Here is a 14,666-nt window from a genome sequence, read left to right on the forward strand (position 1 = left end):
AGTCAGGAAGCGATGAAGAGTATCAGGCACGCCGTCACGGCCCTCGTCCTCACGCTGCTCGCTCTGGTCACAGCCGTGGGTATCGTCGTGCTCTCGGTCGCACGACGCGTCGTCACGCCGGCGAAGCGCGGGATGGACACCGAGATCCTCGCCGTCGACACCGGCGCGCAGACGATCGAGCTGAGCCGCACCCTCGACACCGAGCTCCCCGGCCGTTACGGCCTCTTCACGACCGGAACCCACGGCTACGTCAAGCTCGGCGCGGTGCTCAGCGCAGACAGTGCGCGGGTGCGGCGCAAACTGCTGACGCAGATCGACCCCGGTGCGCGGATCGACCGCGCCGCGGCGTTCAGCGGCTGGTACTACAGCTCGCCTCGGGAACTGCACCTGCGCTGGGAGAACGTGCTGATCGGGTCGCCGAGCGGACCGTGCCCCGCATGGTTGTTCCCCGCGGCGCCGGATGCCCCGGCATCCGATGTCTGGGTCATCCAGATCCACGGCCGCGGTGGCAATCGGGCCGAGTGCCTGCGTGCCGTTCCCGTTCTGCACTCGATGGGGATGGCGAATCTCGTGGTCTCGTACCGCAACGACGGCGAAGCTCCACGGACCCGCGGCGGCGCGTACGCGCTCGGAGCCTCGGAGTGGCGCGACATCGACAGCGCCATCGGTTACGCGCTGCGCCACGGCGCGCGCCGGATCCTGCTGATGGGCTGGTCCATGGGAGGAGCGATCGCGCTCCAGACCGCGGTGTCCTCAGGGAATCGCGGATCGATCGTGGGACTCGTCCTCGAATCGCCGGTGGTGGATTGGCGTTCGGTGCTCCGATTCCAGGCCCGTGAGCAGGGCGTTCGCGATCCGCTGCCGGAACTCGCGATGACGCTGCTGGCGTCGCCGGTCACCGCTCGCTGGGGCGGCGCGGACGATGCCATCCCGTTCGACAGGCTCGACATGCTCGCCAGGGCCGAGGAGCTCGACGTCCCGATCCTCATCCTGCACAGCGACGACGACGGCTTCGTCCCGGCGGATGCCTCGCACGCCCTGGCCGCCGCGCGTCCCGACATCGTGACCATGCCCCATTTCACGGGAGCACGGCACACCAAGCTGTGGAACTACGACCAGACGGGCTGGACACGTGCGATCACCGATTGGGTCGCGGCGCAGGAGCTCAGCGCTTCTGCCTGACCTGGTTCTTGGCACGCAGCAGCATGCCGGTCATGCCGGAGATCCGCAGCGGAGAGACGACGCGGGTGAGCCCGATCGACTGCGGATAGTCGTCGGGAATCGCCAGCACCTCGTCCGGGGTGAGACCCGTGATGCCCTGCGCCAGGATGCTGGCGAAGCCGCGTGTCGTCGGAGCCTCGGCGGGAGCGGTCGCGTGCATCGTCACCGCGTCCTCGGTCACTTCGAGGTAGATGTAGACGGGGGACTGGCACTCGGCGACGCGTTCGGTCATCTCCGGATGGGCTGCGACCTCGGCGGAGACGGCGGGCAGCTCGTTCGAGAACTCCAGCAGCAGCTGCAGGCGCTCGGACTCGTCGAGCGCCAGGAAGTCGTCGCGGAATTCGGCGAGAGTGGCGGGAACGTGCGTTGTGCTCATCCCCGCCATTCTCCCACGATCAGAGCGAACCGGGCTCGGTGCCAGTGGCGATCGGCACGCGGACCGCGCTGCCCCATTCGGTCCAGGATCCGTCGTAGTTGCGCACGTTGTCGAAGCCGAGCAGGTGCTTGAGGACGAACCACGTGTGGCTCGAACGCTCGCCGATACGGCAGTAGGCGACGACCTCGTCGCCGTCCTGAAGCCCGGCGTCGCCGCGGTAGATCGCGTCGAGTTCGGCACGGGTCCTGAAGCTGCCGTCCTCTGCCACGGCGCGTCCCCACGGCACACTCTGCGCCGTCGGGATGTGCCCGGCGCGCAGCGCGCCCTCTTCGGGGTAGGCGGGCGCGCTGGTGCGCTCTCCGCTGTACTCCTCGGGCGAACGGACATCGATCAGCGGCTTGCCGATGTGCGCCAGCACGTCGTCCTTGTAGGCGCGAAGGACCGTGTCGTCGCGCTCGACCACTGGGTAGTCGGTCGGCGTCCGCACCGTCGGCTGCGTGGTCAGCTCCCGACCCTCCGCGATCCAGCGATCGCGGCCGCCGTCGAGCAGCCGCACATCCTCGTGCCCGAACAGCGAGAACACCCACAGGGCGTAGGCAGCCCACCAGTTGTTCTTGTCGCCGTAGATGACGATCGTGTCTTCGCGGGAGATGCCTTTGCGGCTGAGCAGTCCAGCGAAGCCCGCTCCGTCGAGATAGTCGCGCACGACGGGGTCGTTGAGCTCCGTGTGCCAGTCGACCTTGACGGCGCCCGGGATGTGCCCGGTCTCGTAGAGCAGCACATCCTCGTCGGATTCCACGACGACGAGGCCTTCCGTGCCCAGGCGCTCGGCGAGCCATTCGGTCGTGACGAGTCGACCGGGTTCCGCGTACTCGGCGAACTTCTCGGACGTGGTGTCGAACTCGATGGTCACGGTGGCGCTCCTCGGGGGTGTGCGAGCGAAGGCTCTGGTGGTGGACGGCGTAGTGTTGTGCCGTCCCCTTCGACGATAGATCCATTCGGTGCGCCCGGCGCCCGATCCGTAAGACTCCGACACAGGACCTCATGACCGAATCGACGCCTCGCACCGGCACCGTGCGCCTCACCGAACGGCAGCCCGTCGTGACGGGTCCCGAGATGCTCGCCGGCCTCGTCCCGCCGCCGCAGTTCGACGATGCGACCTTCGAGAGCTATCGGGCCGACTCCGCGTACCCGTCGCAGGAATCGGCGAAGGAACTGCTGCAGCGCTTCGCGGGGCGCGGAGCACCCGCCAAACGCGGCGGATTCTTCCGCCGAGCGCCGAAAGAGGCGGAGCTGAAACCCGGCGTCTATCTCGACGGCGGCTTCGGTGTGGGAAAGACGCACCTGTTGGCCTCGATCTATCACGCCATGCCGGCGCGACGCAAATACTTCGGATCGTTCATCGAGTACACCGCACTCGTCGGTGCACTGGGATACAAGAACACGGTCGATCTGCTCCGCGGCGCCGATCTGCTCTGCATCGACGAATTCGAACTGGACGATCCGGGCGACACGATGGTGATGACGCGTCTGCTGGGCGAACTGGTCACATCGGGCACCCGACTGGCCGCGACGTCGAACACGCCGCCGAACGCGCTGGGGGAGGGGCGATTCGCCGCGCAGGACTTCCTGCGCGAGATCCATCAGATGTCGGACAGCTTCCAGACGCTGCGCATCGACGGCGTCGACTTCCGTCAGCGTTCCATCGACGGCCACGCCGTCGTACTGGACGAGGCGGCGTACGCCGCACGTGTGGATGCCGCAGTGGCAGCCGGAGCGGCATCCGACGACGGATTCGACGAACTCATCCAGCACCTCGCCCGAGTGCACCCGTCGCGATACATCCGGCTGATCGACGGGATCGACCTCGTCGGGCTGCGTGGCGTGCGCGAGCTCACCGATCAGTCCGAGGCGCTGCGGTTCGTCGCATTCGTCGATCGCGTGTACGACGCGCAAATCCCGATCGCGGCGACGGGCCGGGCGCTGGACACGGCGTTCTCGGACGAGATGCTGGCCGGCGGCTACCGCAAGAAGTACCTGCGCGCCACCTCCCGGCTGAACGCGCTGACGCATTCTGCGTGAGCGCGAAGCTCGACGTAACGTGATGTTCACAGACCGAGGCCGGGTGTAACCAGGCGGAAACAAACCCCACGCATTTCCGAAATCGGGCCTCGTCACACTGAAGCTCTCAATTACTTCGGATGTGAGGTTTTCCTATGGATGCTCCCGGCAACATCTCGTGGGGTATTACCGCGACGGCGCTGGTCCTGCTGATGACGCCAGGCGTCGCCTTCTTCTACGGCGGGCTCGTGAAGGCCAAGAGCGTCGTCAGCATGATGATGATGAGCTTCGGCTCGATCGGTCTCGTCGCCGTGCTGTGGATTCTCTACGGCTTCTCGATGAGCGCTGTCGCGTCACCGACCGACTTCGCCGGCAACCCGTTCGCCGACTTCGGCCTCGGTTCGCTCGCCTCCGGTGAAGGTTCGAACGTCGCCCTCATCGGTGTGGCGTACGGAGCGACCTTCGCGATCATCACCGTCGCACTGATCTCCGGCGCGATCGCGGATCGCGCCAAGTTCGGCAGCTGGCTGATCTTCGCCGGCGTCTTCGCCACCGTCGGCTACTTCCCGATCGCCGCATGGGTCTGGGGCGGCGGCTGGGTGATGAACCTCGGCACGACGCTGTTCGGTGAGGACAGCGGCATCGCCGTCATCGACTACGCCGGTGGAACCGCTGTGCACATCAACGCAGGTGCCGCGGCTCTGGCTCTGGCGATCGTCCTCGGAAAGCGCATCGGCTTCCAGAAGGGCATCCTCAAGCCGCACAACGTGCCGCTGACCCTGCTGGGTGCCGCACTGCTGTGGTTCGGCTGGTTCGGCTTCAACGCCGGCGCCGAGTGGCTCGCGGAGGACATGGGCGGCGTCGGCCTGATCGGTCTGAACACACTGGGCGCCACGGCTGCGGCGATCCTGGGCTGGATCCTGATCGAGCGCATCAAGGACGGCAAGGCCACGTCGGTCGGCGCCGCCTCCGGTGCTGTCGCCGGTCTCGTCGCAATCACCCCGGCCTGCGCCAACCTGACGCCCGGCTGGTCGCTGCTGCTCGGCGCGCTCGCCGGCATCCTCTGCGCGTTGGCCGTCGAGCTGAAGTTCCGCCTCGGCTTCGACGACTCGCTGGACGTTGTGGGCATCCACCTCGTCGGAGGCCTCTTCGGCACGCTGTACCTCGGCTTCTTCGCCACCGGCACCGGCCTGTTCGTCGGTGGCGACGCCCGCCAGCTCGCCGTGCAGACGATCGCCGCGCTCGGCGTCCTGATCTACTCGTTCATCGTTGCCTTCATCATCGGATTCGCGATCGAGAAGACCGTCGGATTCCGCATCACGAACGAGGACGAGATCGCCGGTGTCGACTCGGTCGTGCACGGCGAGGAGGGCTACGCGCTCGTCGACGCCTGAAGCGCCGATAGGGTGACGGGGTGAGTTCGACCAAGAGCCTCTTCGCCCAGATCGTCGGTTTGCTGGTCAATGCGCTGACCAGCAGGACGTCCCGGAACCCTGACAGGGGGCCGGGACGTCCTGCTGTCCCCGAGTCGTCACCGGGGGAGGAACTCGGAAGCGCGACGATCCGCATCGATCCGCTCGGCGTCGATCGACTGCGCGTCGAGTACACCCCGGAGCGCGATGGAGCCCCGGATGCCGGGGAGATCATCTGGACCTGGGTGCCGTACGAGGAGAACGACGGACGCGGCAAGGACCGGCCGGTGCTCGTGATCGGTCGGCAGTCGGACGCCCGCGTGTATGCGGTGCGGATGACGAGCAAGCCGCACGATGGCCACCGCGACTACCTGTCGATCGGCTCGGGGGCCTGGGACGGCGCAGGACGCGAATCCTGGGTTGACATCGAAGAGCTGTACAGCGTGCACGAGTCGGGGATGCGGCGGGAAGCGGCGATCCTGGACCGCGCACGTTATGACCGCGTCGCACAGGCGCTCGTGCGCCGCTACGGGTGGCGCACGAGCTGAAGCGCCGAGTCAGCGCTGGGCGGGAGCCAGGCGCTCGGCCAGGTGCGGGAAGGCCTGGACCACCATGTCGACGAGTTCGTCCAGCGGCCGGGTGAGAGGGTCGGTCGCCGGGATGCCGAGGTCGAGCTCGATCTCGTCGATCGCCGATCCGAGTTCCGCGTCCGTGAGGTTCTCATGGTTGACGGTCACGCCGATGACTCTCGTCGCGGCGAACGCCTCGATCAGCGCCGCCTCCGACGCGACTGTCGGCATCGCGACCATCGGGAAGTCGCCGAGCATCCGACGCCCAGGTGCATGCTGCACGATCACGCCCGCCGGGCGGCTGCCACGAAGGATGTGGGCCGAGGTGAGGTAGGCGGGATGGCTGAGTGCGCCCTGTCCCTCGACGATGATGACATCCGGGTCCTCGCCCTCGAACGCCAGGACGACCTGATTCTCGACCTCGCCGGAGCAGAACTGGGGCACGAGCGCATCGAGGGCCACGCCGTAGCGTCCGCCCTGGATGATCGTGGTCTGCCCTGTGCCGACCATGACCGCATGGATGCCGCGGGCGTTGAGCGCCTGCACGAGCAGCGTCGACGTGGTGCGCTTGCCGATCGCGCCGTCGGTTCCGAGGACGGCGATGCGAGGGCACGTCACATCGAAGATGCGACCGGAGAACAGGTGCAGATCCTTCTTGTCGCGCGGCCGGCGCACGTCGGTGATCGTGACGCCGGCGACCAGGCTCGCGGCGGCGAACTCCGCGTCGTCGTTGAGGAACTCGTGCAGACCGTTGATGATGTGCATGCCGCGCGCGATGCCGTCCAGGAGCACGACGCGCTGCGTCGGGGACAACAGGCCGTCAGCCGGCGCGAGTCCGCAGATCAGGTAGTCAGGGACGCGATCGGCATGCGCGACGGCCTGAGCGAGTGTGCCCAGGACGGGGATCCCATTGCGGATGCCGTCCAGGACCGTGCCCGCGTCGAGGCCGGCGTGGCGGCTGTCGATGACGCTGAGGATGTCGTACTTCTCCGAGTGACGGACGAGTCCGTTGGCGGTCTTGCCGTCCTGCTCGCCGAACTGACCTTCGCAATACACGACGGCAGTGCTGCCGACGGGAAGTGCGATGGGCGCGGCCCAGTCATGCGCGGACGGGTCGACGGAAGAAGGAAGGTGCGGGGTGGACATGGGTCTCCTCGTGCTCACACAGAGGAGGCGACGGAGAACGAAATGACCGAGTGGGCCCGTTGGTCGACAAGAAGTCTTCCCTGATGCCGACAAGATGCCGGCTCGTCGACAGTAGCACCGCACCCTGGGAGCCGCCCCGGCCTGCGCCCTCCGGCGACGGGCTACTGGTCCGTGCGCGAAAGAGCAACCCCCTGCCCGCTGGAACCGCCTGGTCATACGTTCGGCGCAGACGAAAGGGTGCCGGATGGATGGCGACAGGACAGGCGAGTCCGCTCGGACGAAAGGGCGAGCCCGCAACGTCCGGGAACTGGGCTGCACGGTCGATGATGTGTTCGCGGTCCTTGCGGATGGCTGGATCTATCCGTCCTGGGTCGTCGGCGCCTCGAGGATGCGCGACGTGGAGGCCGGCTGGCCCGGCCGCGATGCACGGCTTCATCACTCCTTCGGCGTCTGGCCGGTCCTGATCGACGACACGACCGTGTGCCTCGACTGGGACCCGCCTCGGCGTGCGCTGCTGCGTGCGCGCGGCTGGCCGATCGGCGAGGCCGAGGTGCTGATCGAGGCCCGACCGCGTGGCGCCGGATGCGTGGTGCGCATTCAGGAGCGACCCGTGCGTGGGCCCGCCGCGTTGCTGCCGGCGGCATGGTCGGCAGCATTGCTGCGCTGGAGGAACGCCGAGACCCTGCACCGCCTCGCCTATCTGGCCGAGGGCGGCGCCGGCGGGCGCTGGATCGGATATGACGGAAAGGAAGGCGCGGACATGACGGACGACATGACGCACGAGGAGAAACGACGGGACCAGCTGACGAGTGCGCCCGATGCGACCGAGGAGGACGCAGAGGCCCGCGTCGTGGTCTCCGAGGGCGAGGGCGTCACGCGGGTGGACATCGCGCCGGACGCTGCGGTGCGGCCGGGTCCAGGGCCTGGGATGCCCGAGGCCGAGAACCGGGAAGACGACTGATTCAGGGATGCAGCGGGCACCTGCCTGCACCGCCGGAGGCGCGAACGCGGACGCCGGAGGAGGGCATGGTCGGCAGGCGGCGACGGTTCACTCCGAGGCCCGTCTCGAGAATCGTCACACGCGGGTCGCTCAGGGCTGAGACCGCAGCGGCGAGTCCGGACACCGCGAGCTTCTCACCGGGGCGGCGGTGGCCCTCTGCGACGGAGCCGCCGCCGTGCGGGATGAAGGCCTCGACCTCCTCGTAGTCGGGCCGCTCGAGGAAGCGCTCCGGCGCGAAAGCTGCCGCGTCGGACCAGGACGACTCGTCGAGGTCCGTTCCGAGGACGTCGAGCACGACACGTCCTCCTGCTGCGACAGACTGGCCGTCGAGCTCGACGTCGGCGATGGCTCGACCGGGAAGCATCGGGACGAACAGCGCCGTGCGGCGAACCTCCTGCGCGAATGCGGTTGCGAGTGGGCCCCCGACGAGAGTGCCGCGCTCGGAGACCTCTGCGGCGATCCGCTCTCGCCATTCCGGACGGTCATGCAGTCGCCGACCGGCGAACGCGGCGAAGCGCGCGACCGCGATCATCGGTCGGATGCTGTTCTGGAGCTCGATTCCCGCCAGTCGCGCAGGCAGCAGGCGACCTTCAGCATCCCGATGGCGGGCCCAGATCGCCAGCGCCTGGTCCTCTGCCGGGTCGAGCGTGCCGTCGCGAGCAGCCTCGATCAGCTGCTGGGAGTGCCGGTCGGACCACCAGCGATTCACGAGCGCCTTGAGATGCACCGGCGAATAAGGGGCGCCGAAACCGTCGACGATCTGCGCCAGGCGCGCCGCCCAGCGCGTGCGTGCCGCGGCGGTACCCGGCAGCCCCGCCCAGGCCATGGCGGCCCGTCCGTACGCGCCGACGGCCGCTTCGTACGCCGAGCGTCGCCGACCACCGATCCAGGAGGACAGTTCGGTACACCATTCGCCCTCCAGCAGCGGCTCGAGTCGGGTGACCTGGGCATCCTCGTAGGCGGCGGCGACGAAAGCCGCCTTGCGATGGCGGTGCTGCGCACCGTCCAGGCTGTGGACCGAACCGTGACCGAAGAGCGTCTCCTGCACGACCGCCGGCATCGCTCCGTGCCGAGCGATCAGCGTCTCGTCGTAGAAGACCCGCACGCCCTCGGCGCCGCGCAGGAGCAGGGTGTCGTCGCCGAGCAGCCGCATGGGCGCCGCACGGGAACCGGGGGACACCCGATCCCAGACCCGCTCGGCGAAGTCATAACCGCGAAGCAGCAGGAAGGGGGAGTCGTCGCTGAAAGGGTTCCACATGCCGCCAGAGTGACACGGCGCCTCCCCGAGATGCAGGGGGAGGCGCCGAATCGGAGTGTGTGGTAGACGAGGTCAGTCCTCGAAGGAGCGACGGATCTCCTCTTCCTCGCCGGAGACGAGGTTGCTGGCGATGAGGGATCCGGCCAGTCCGTGGAACCGCTCGGCGAGCCGGTCGCGGTCGCTGTCATGGTTGACGACGAACAGCGCCGAGGTGCCAGGCACGACGGCCTTTCCGATCGTGTCGAGCTGTTCCTTGGTGATGCCGACGGCATCCATCTTCTTGGTGAGCACGCCGATCGCGGCGCCGGCGGCGGCGCCGATCAGAGGCAGGAAGAACAGAGCGCCGATCAGCACGCCGAGCAGAGCGCCCCAGCCCGCGCTGCGGAGCTCGTCGCGGTGCTCGTACTTGACCTTCGGCCGATCCGCTCCCGGCTCCCATTCGATGACGGCGTAGTCCTCGATGCGGATCAGTCCTTCGCCGGCCGCCTCACGCAGGACGGCGGTCGCCTTGTCGGCTCCGTCGACGCTCTCGAACTTCCACGCGGTGAATGTGGTCACGATATTCCCTTCGTCGGGTGTGTGCTCTCGCGACCCATTATGTCGGGAGCCGGCGCCGAACTCCTCATGTCAGACACGGGCGAGCAGCGATTCCCGTACCTGGCGGCGGAGCACCTTGCCGATCAGCGACCGGGGGAGGTCGTCGACGGCGACGATGCGGCGGGGCACCTTGTAGGGGGTGAGTCGAGTGCGACAGAAGTCTCGCAGCGCATCCACGTCCAGCGCCGCACCCTGGCGCAGCACGACGGCGGCGGCGACTTCCTCGCCGCCGCTTGACCTGGGCAGACCGACGACAGCGGCGGCCACGATGTCGGGGTGCGCGTCGAGCGCATCCTCGACCTCGCTGGGGGACACGTTGAACCCGCCCGTGATGATGAGCTCCTTGAGGCGATCCACGATGGTCACGAAGCCGTCCGCCGACACCTCGGCGATGTCTCCTGTTCTGAGCCACCCGTTCGGCAGCAGGGCATCTGCGGTATCGCCCGGACGGCCCCAATAGCCCTGGAACACCTGCGGACCCCGGATGAGCAGTTCGCCTCGCTCGCCGATCGGCCGGTCGATGCGGGAATCGTCGGGATCGACGATGCGGATCTCGGTGCTCGGGAACGGCACGCCGACAGTCCCCGGGCGTCTCGTGTTCCCCATCGGATTCCCCAGTGCGACCGGAGAGGATTCGGTCATGCCGTAGCCCTCGACGAGAAGGCCGCCGGTCGCCTCCTCCCAGCGCTGTACCGTGGCCAGCGGGAGACTCATCGCGCCCGATATCGCGAACCTGACCGACGAGAGATCGATCGTCCCGCGGGTGGCAGCACGGGCGAGAGCGTCGTAGATCGGCGGTACGGCGGGAAGGAAGGTCGGCGGCGCCGAACTTGCCGCTTCGGTGACCAGGCCGAGGTCGAAGGCCGGGAACAGGACGAGCCGTGCGCCGATGCTCATCGCGAAGGTCAGGCACAGTGTCATCCCATAGGCGTGGAACAGCGGCAGAACGGCGTAGAACGTCTCCTCGCCGTCGACGAGCCCCGGTACCCATGCGCGCCCCTGCATCGCGTTGGCGCGCAGGTTCGCGTGGCTGAGGATCGCGCCCTTCGGAACGCCGGTGGTCCCGCTGGTGTATTGCAGAAGCGCCGTGTCGCGCAGGGCCGGCCCCGCGACGCGTCGCGACAGACGGCGGTGCGAGACGAGCTTCTGCCAGGGGACGAGATGCCGCGCTTTCGGGGTGCTCGTCAGTCTCGCACGGGCGGCGCGCGCCTTCGCCAGGGGCAGACGAAGAGCGAGGCGCTTCGAGAACGGCATCGCTGCAGTGATGTCCACACTGACGATGTGCTCGACTGCGAGGTCAGAGGGAAAACCGGCGACCATGTCGACGGCCTTGTCCCACACGACCGCGACCCGCGCGCCGTGGTCCTCGAACTGGTGCCTCAGCTCCCGTGGCGTATAGATCGGATTGTGCTCGACCACGATCGCACCGAGGCGAAGGGCGGCATAGAAGGCGATGACGTGCTGCGGACAGTTGGGCAGCACAAGGGCGACCCTGTCGCCTTTGGCGACGCCGAGTCGACGCATCCCCTCGGCCGCGCGCTCGATCTGCTCGCCGAGGTCCCGGTAACTCGTTTCCGCGCCGAAGAAATCGAGGGCGGGACGCTTCCCGAAGGCCTTCACGCTCGCCGCCATCATCTCGGGCAGGGTCTGCGTCGGCTCCGCGATCTCCGCGGGGACACCGTCCGCATAGGAGCCGAGCCAGGGTCGGGATTCGAGTGGATGGACCGTCATGGTTCCATCCTGCCGGGAACCTCGTCGCCTGTCAGCGGCCTCGCGCCCGGAGATACTGAAGGCGGACCCTGCGCGTCGGCAGGTGGCCCAGACTGTAACGAGACGCGGGAAGGAGCGCCGATGTCGGAGAGCACCCGTGCTGAACGCCCGCTCGGGCGGACTCTGCTGGTCGGATACGGAAAGCTCGCACGTCGGCTCGCGCCGGGGCTGCTCCGGCACGCCGACGGCGTGCTCGCCTTGAGCCGCGGCGCGGCGGAGCTTCCCATTGGAGTCGAGGCCGTCATGGCGGACGTGTTGTGTCCGCTCGACCGGCTCCCGGCGGTCGATACGATGCTCGTCACATTGCCGCCCGGCGGGTCGAGCGGGAGCTATCGGCTCGCGCTCACGAACCTGGCCGTCGCATTGCCGAACCCACCGGCTCGCACGGTCTTCGTCTCGTCCACTGGCGTGTTCGAAGGGGCCGGTCCGGATCGGATCCTGACCGAGGACGATCAGCCTGAGGCGGTCTCGGTTCGCTCGGAGGGCTTGATCGACGGCGAACGCGCCGCTGTCGAACTGTTCGGCGCGACCATCCTGCGACCGGCCGGAATCTACGGCCCTGGTCGTGACTTCATGCTGCGTCGAGTCCGGGCTCAGACGCCGGCGGATCACGCACGGTGGACGAATCGCATCCACCAGGACGACCTTGTGGACACGCTCGCGGCGTTGCTCCGCGTATCGGATGCGCCTTCCCTGCTCCACGCCGTCGACCGGCACCCTGCGCCGCTCGGGGAGGTCCTCGCCTACGTCGCAGCGCTGCTGGGGGTACAGACGCCGCTCGACGATGGCGTAGGGCGGGCGAGCGGACACATCCTCGACGGTTCGCGACTCCACGACTGGATCGGCGAGCTGCGGCATCCGTCCTACGAGTCCGGATACGCCGAAATGATTCGTCGCGACGGGTGACCAGTGCGGCGGGCGATGCCGGACTCGAACCGATGGCATCTTCCGAGTGAATGACGAGCGCAGCATGACGCTGCGTGATGTCGAGCGTTGGGGCCTATCGAGCAGTAGATGCCCGAGCACGCGCGCACGCTGCGCCATGACGTCCGGTGACGGTCAATTGCGTAGCGTGCGCAAAGGCGGGAGACGTTGCATGACCTCGACGATCGAGACGGGTCTTCACAGCGGAAGATGGCTGGCACCCCCACCGCGCCCGGGTGTGAACGGAGTCCCCCACAAACTGGGGGTGATGGTTTCGCGCGACGAGGCGTATCGTTCGCACTAGAGCGCGACGCCGGGACTCTGGGGGAACCGCAAAGTCGCTCTACGCGGGGGGCTCTTGCCTCGTGGTTCATATGATGCCCGCTAAGCGAGAGCCTTCCAGTCGTTCAATCTGCATGAAGGTGCGTCCGTCGTCCCACGGGTCCCCCAGCCCTCGGCGGGCGCACCGTTGATGTCGGAACCCACGCATCGCAGGACCCGGGGGACCGGTCGGGTCGTTGGGCGATGACGACCCGTCGCCCGAGGACTTCGATTCATGGGGCGCGTGAGCCGGTCCGCCCCACGTTTGCCTCACGATGACGAGAGGGAACGAAGAAGCCCCATCAGGATTCTCTTCCTGACGGGGCTTTGCTTATGTGGGCGATGCCGGACTCGAACCGACGACCTCTTCCGTGTGAAGGAAGCGCGCTACCAACTGCGCCAATCGCCCAAGACCCTGAGGGGTCGACAACCGATACTACCGGACGCTGTGAGGCCGTCTTGACCATTTCTGGAGACACACCCGAGATCCCGGCTCGGTTTGGCACCGCGCAAATCGTCGGCTATTGTTTTACAAGTGCCCGGTCAGCCGGAACACAACGCGGATGTAGCGCAGTTGGTAGCGCACAACCTTGCCAAGGTTGGGGTCGCGAGTTCGAGTCTCGTCATCCGCTCGAGTGCAGGGACTCTTCCGGGAGTTTCGGCATGTGGGTTCGAATCCACCTCCTGGTGGCGTGGCCGAGAGGCTAGGCACCGGCCTGCAAAGCCGTTTACACGGGTTCGAATCCCGTCGCCACCTCTCTGCCTAACTGAATAGCCCCAACGGGCGCGATTGGCGCAGCGGTAGCGCGCTTCCCTGACACGGAAGAGGTCACTGGTTCGATCCCAGTATCGCGCACAGTCAAAACCCCCGGAGTTCCGGGGGTTTTTTCGTTTCAAGGGGCCGTTTCGGAGGGCGTGCACGTTCCATGCACGTCCCAGTCCGCGGCTGTGCGGTCGAATCGCGAGGGGCTGGTCTAGTCGATTGGCTGGAGCATTTAGGGCCGCCCTGCATGCCTCGGGGAGGCTTCTTTGGCACGCGGAACGTTACGCCTTCGTTGCTCGGCGACACGCCGAAGCGCAAGTTGATGACAGGTGGTCCTCGGGGATCGATTCCTGGGCGATCGGAAGTTGCCCTGCTCGCCGCCTCACCGGTCGTGCGGGTACCCGGAACACGTCACAGCGAGGGGTTGGGTCACGCTGAACTCGTCCCTCGGGGTCCAGGACGAAGGTCCCGCGGGCCGCTGTCGGTCGGCCCTTGCGTGCCTTCGGCGACCTTTTTGGCGTGATTGTGCCCGGTTTGCCCGGTGTTGCCCACCCAGGGTGGGCAACGAAAACCCTTGAAATCACGGGGCTAGATCGGGATTGGCCGGTTTGCCCAGTAGTAGTGGTACTACATGAGAGAAAAAAGTAAGTAAGTAGTAATAGGGGACCCCCAGAGAACACACACTCTTCCCCCTTATGGATACACCCCCAGCACCGGGCAAGGTGGGCAACTGCCATTGTTCTGGCGTCTGACCAGGTATTTCTTTGAAACTCAGGGTGGGCAACACCTGGGCAGGTCACCTTCCCGACGAGCGGCGACCGGTACGCGATCCCAGTCGAGAGTGAGAAACGCGAGCGATCCGCGGCCTGGCCACGCCTGCCAGGCACGGTGGGCAGACCTTCCGCAGCTCGCGATCGCGCTGCTGACCGAGGTCGATACTCGGACCAGCGGGTCGCCCCGCACGGTACTCGGCCAGTGACACGGACGTGAACGATTGTCGCCATAGCGGATGCCAAGCCGCTGCGTACCTTCGTGAGAGGCATCTGTTGCCCTGCGGGCGGGACGGTTGCGTCCGGGGCCTGCGCCCGTCGCTCGCCGTCGGATCGGACTGCTGGGGTGAAGTGCCGCCGACTTGTGAGGAGGGGTGTCAACGCATCGATGGTGCGCGGCGGGTGTGATCCTCGAGCGGCATCCCTGCGCGGCAGCGCCGAAGTGGCATAGGACGCGGCGGTGATTCGATGGGTGACC

The 14,666-nt window shown here is 67.4% G+C and carries 12 protein-coding genes and 4 tRNA genes; 9 read left to right on the forward strand and 7 right to left on the reverse strand.

The features are described 5' to 3' along the window. Nucleotides 1-12 precede the first annotated feature (12 nt). Nucleotides 13-1,182 carry an alpha/beta hydrolase family protein gene (locus ACI7YT_RS08565; RefSeq protein WP_406250209.1) on the forward strand — a complete coding sequence of 390 codons (1,170 nt, stop codon included), beginning with the start codon at nt 13-15 and terminating at the stop codon, nt 1,180-1,182. Here the strand turns inward: ACI7YT_RS08565 and ACI7YT_RS08570 are convergent. Then, on the reverse strand, nt 1,166-1,597 hold the full coding sequence (locus tag ACI7YT_RS08570) for a SufE family protein (RefSeq protein ID WP_406250210.1): 432 nt from the start codon (nt 1,595-1,597) through the stop codon (nt 1,166-1,168). The two genes, ACI7YT_RS08565 and ACI7YT_RS08570, sit on opposite strands and share 17 nt — an antisense overlap. 19 nt (nt 1,598-1,616) lie before the next feature. Next, nucleotides 1,617-2,510, reverse strand: coding sequence for a sulfurtransferase (locus tag ACI7YT_RS08575; protein WP_406250212.1), 894 nt, complete (start codon nt 2,508-2,510; stop codon nt 1,617-1,619). A gap of 131 nt (nt 2,511-2,641) precedes the next feature. On the opposite strand from ACI7YT_RS08575, the gene zapE reads away from it, so the two are divergent. The 3 genes from zapE to ACI7YT_RS08590 all read left to right on the forward strand — a co-directional run bounded on the left by zapE (nt 2,642) and on the right by ACI7YT_RS08590 (nt 5,618). Further along, nucleotides 2,642-3,679, forward strand: a complete 1,038-nt coding sequence (gene zapE, locus ACI7YT_RS08580) for a cell division protein ZapE (RefSeq protein ID WP_406250214.1) — start codon at nt 2,642-2,644, stop codon at nt 3,677-3,679. A 134-nt stretch (nt 3,680-3,813) separates the two neighbouring features. Then, a complete protein-coding gene (locus ACI7YT_RS08585; protein ID WP_406250216.1) occupies nt 3,814-5,052 on the forward strand; it encodes an ammonium transporter in 1,239 nt (412 codons plus the stop codon). Between the two features lie 20 nt (nt 5,053-5,072). Further along, nucleotides 5,073-5,618 (forward strand): type II toxin-antitoxin system PemK/MazF family toxin, encoded by a 546-nt coding sequence (locus ACI7YT_RS08590; protein WP_406250218.1) that lies wholly within the window; start codon nt 5,073-5,075, stop codon nt 5,616-5,618. A gap of 9 nt (nt 5,619-5,627) precedes the next feature. Here the strand turns inward: ACI7YT_RS08590 and ACI7YT_RS08595 are convergent, their stop codons facing one another. Continuing rightward, a complete protein-coding gene (locus ACI7YT_RS08595) occupies nt 5,628-6,785 on the reverse strand; it encodes a DUF1611 domain-containing protein (protein ID WP_406250220.1) in 1,158 nt (385 codons plus the stop codon). Between the two features lie 244 nt (nt 6,786-7,029). Here ACI7YT_RS08595 and ACI7YT_RS08600 point away from each other — a divergent pair, with 244 nt between their 5' ends. Next, entirely contained in the window at nt 7,030-7,746 is a 717-nt protein-coding gene (locus tag ACI7YT_RS08600; protein ID WP_406250222.1) for an SRPBCC family protein, read from the forward strand. Between the two features lies 1 nt (nt 7,747). On the opposite strand, the gene ACI7YT_RS08605 is transcribed toward ACI7YT_RS08600, so the two are convergent. The 3 genes from ACI7YT_RS08605 to ACI7YT_RS08615 all read right to left on the reverse strand — a co-directional run bounded on the left by ACI7YT_RS08605 (nt 7,748) and on the right by ACI7YT_RS08615 (nt 11,371). Beyond that, nucleotides 7,748-9,043, reverse strand: coding sequence for a cytochrome P450 (locus ACI7YT_RS08605; RefSeq protein WP_406250223.1), 1,296 nt, complete (start codon nt 9,041-9,043; stop codon nt 7,748-7,750). A gap of 72 nt (nt 9,044-9,115) precedes the next feature. Then, the gene (locus ACI7YT_RS08610) at nt 9,116-9,601 is read right to left on the reverse strand and encodes a DUF1269 domain-containing protein (RefSeq protein ID WP_406250224.1); all 486 of its coding nucleotides are present in this window, start codon (nt 9,599-9,601) and stop codon (nt 9,116-9,118) included. Between the two features lie 69 nt (nt 9,602-9,670). Beyond that, nucleotides 9,671-11,371, reverse strand: a complete 1,701-nt coding sequence (locus ACI7YT_RS08615) for a long-chain-fatty-acid--CoA ligase (protein ID WP_406250225.1) — start codon at nt 11,369-11,371, stop codon at nt 9,671-9,673. Between the two features lie 120 nt (nt 11,372-11,491). Between ACI7YT_RS08615 and ACI7YT_RS08620 the strand changes: the two genes are divergently transcribed. Then, entirely contained in the window at nt 11,492-12,316 is an 825-nt protein-coding gene (locus ACI7YT_RS08620; protein WP_406250226.1) for a hypothetical protein, read from the forward strand. 675 nt (nt 12,317-12,991) lie between these two features. Here ACI7YT_RS08620 and ACI7YT_RS08625 read toward each other — a convergent pair. Further along, nucleotides 12,992-13,064, reverse strand: a tRNA-Val gene (locus ACI7YT_RS08625). Nucleotides 13,065-13,214: 150 nt separating this feature from the next. On the opposite strand from ACI7YT_RS08625, the gene ACI7YT_RS08630 reads away from it, so the two are divergent. The 3 genes from ACI7YT_RS08630 (at nt 13,215) to ACI7YT_RS08640 (ending at nt 13,511) form a co-directional block, all read left to right on the forward strand. After that, a tRNA-Gly gene (locus ACI7YT_RS08630) sits at nt 13,215-13,287 on the forward strand. A 54-nt stretch (nt 13,288-13,341) separates the two neighbouring features. Then, nucleotides 13,342-13,412 (forward strand) — tRNA-Cys (locus tag ACI7YT_RS08635). A 27-nt stretch (nt 13,413-13,439) separates the two neighbouring features. Beyond that, a tRNA-Val gene (locus tag ACI7YT_RS08640) sits at nt 13,440-13,511 on the forward strand. Nucleotides 13,512-14,666 lie beyond the last annotated feature (1,155 nt).

This window comes from Microbacterium sp. M, assembly GCF_045181065.1.
In the GTDB taxonomy this organism is placed as follows: Bacteria; Actinomycetota; Actinomycetes; order Actinomycetales; family Microbacteriaceae; genus Microbacterium.

Bases quoted from the DNA above. Each gene is read 5' to 3' on its own strand.
- ACI7YT_RS08585 (WP_406250216.1), top strand. From the start codon at position 3,814: ATGGATGCTCCCGGCAACATCTCGTGGGGTATTACCGCGACGGCGCTG.
- ACI7YT_RS08595 (WP_406250220.1), bottom strand. From the start codon at position 6,785: ATGTCCACCCCGCACCTTCCTTCTTCCGTCGACCCGTCCGCGCATGAC.
- ACI7YT_RS08620 (WP_406250226.1), top strand. From the start codon at position 11,492: ATGTCGGAGAGCACCCGTGCTGAACGCCCGCTCGGGCGGACTCTGCTG.
- ACI7YT_RS08570 (WP_406250210.1), bottom strand. From the start codon at position 1,597: ATGAGCACAACGCACGTTCCCGCCACTCTCGCCGAATTCCGCGACGAC.
- ACI7YT_RS08615 (WP_406250225.1), bottom strand. From the start codon at position 11,371: ATGACGGTCCATCCACTCGAATCCCGACCCTGGCTCGGCTCCTATGCG.
- ACI7YT_RS08605 (WP_406250223.1), bottom strand. From the start codon at position 9,043: ATGTGGAACCCTTTCAGCGACGACTCCCCCTTCCTGCTGCTTCGCGGT.
- ACI7YT_RS08565 (WP_406250209.1), top strand. From the start codon at position 13: ATGAAGAGTATCAGGCACGCCGTCACGGCCCTCGTCCTCACGCTGCTC.
- zapE (WP_406250214.1), top strand. From the start codon at position 2,642: ATGACCGAATCGACGCCTCGCACCGGCACCGTGCGCCTCACCGAACGG.
- ACI7YT_RS08600 (WP_406250222.1), top strand. From the start codon at position 7,030: ATGGATGGCGACAGGACAGGCGAGTCCGCTCGGACGAAAGGGCGAGCC.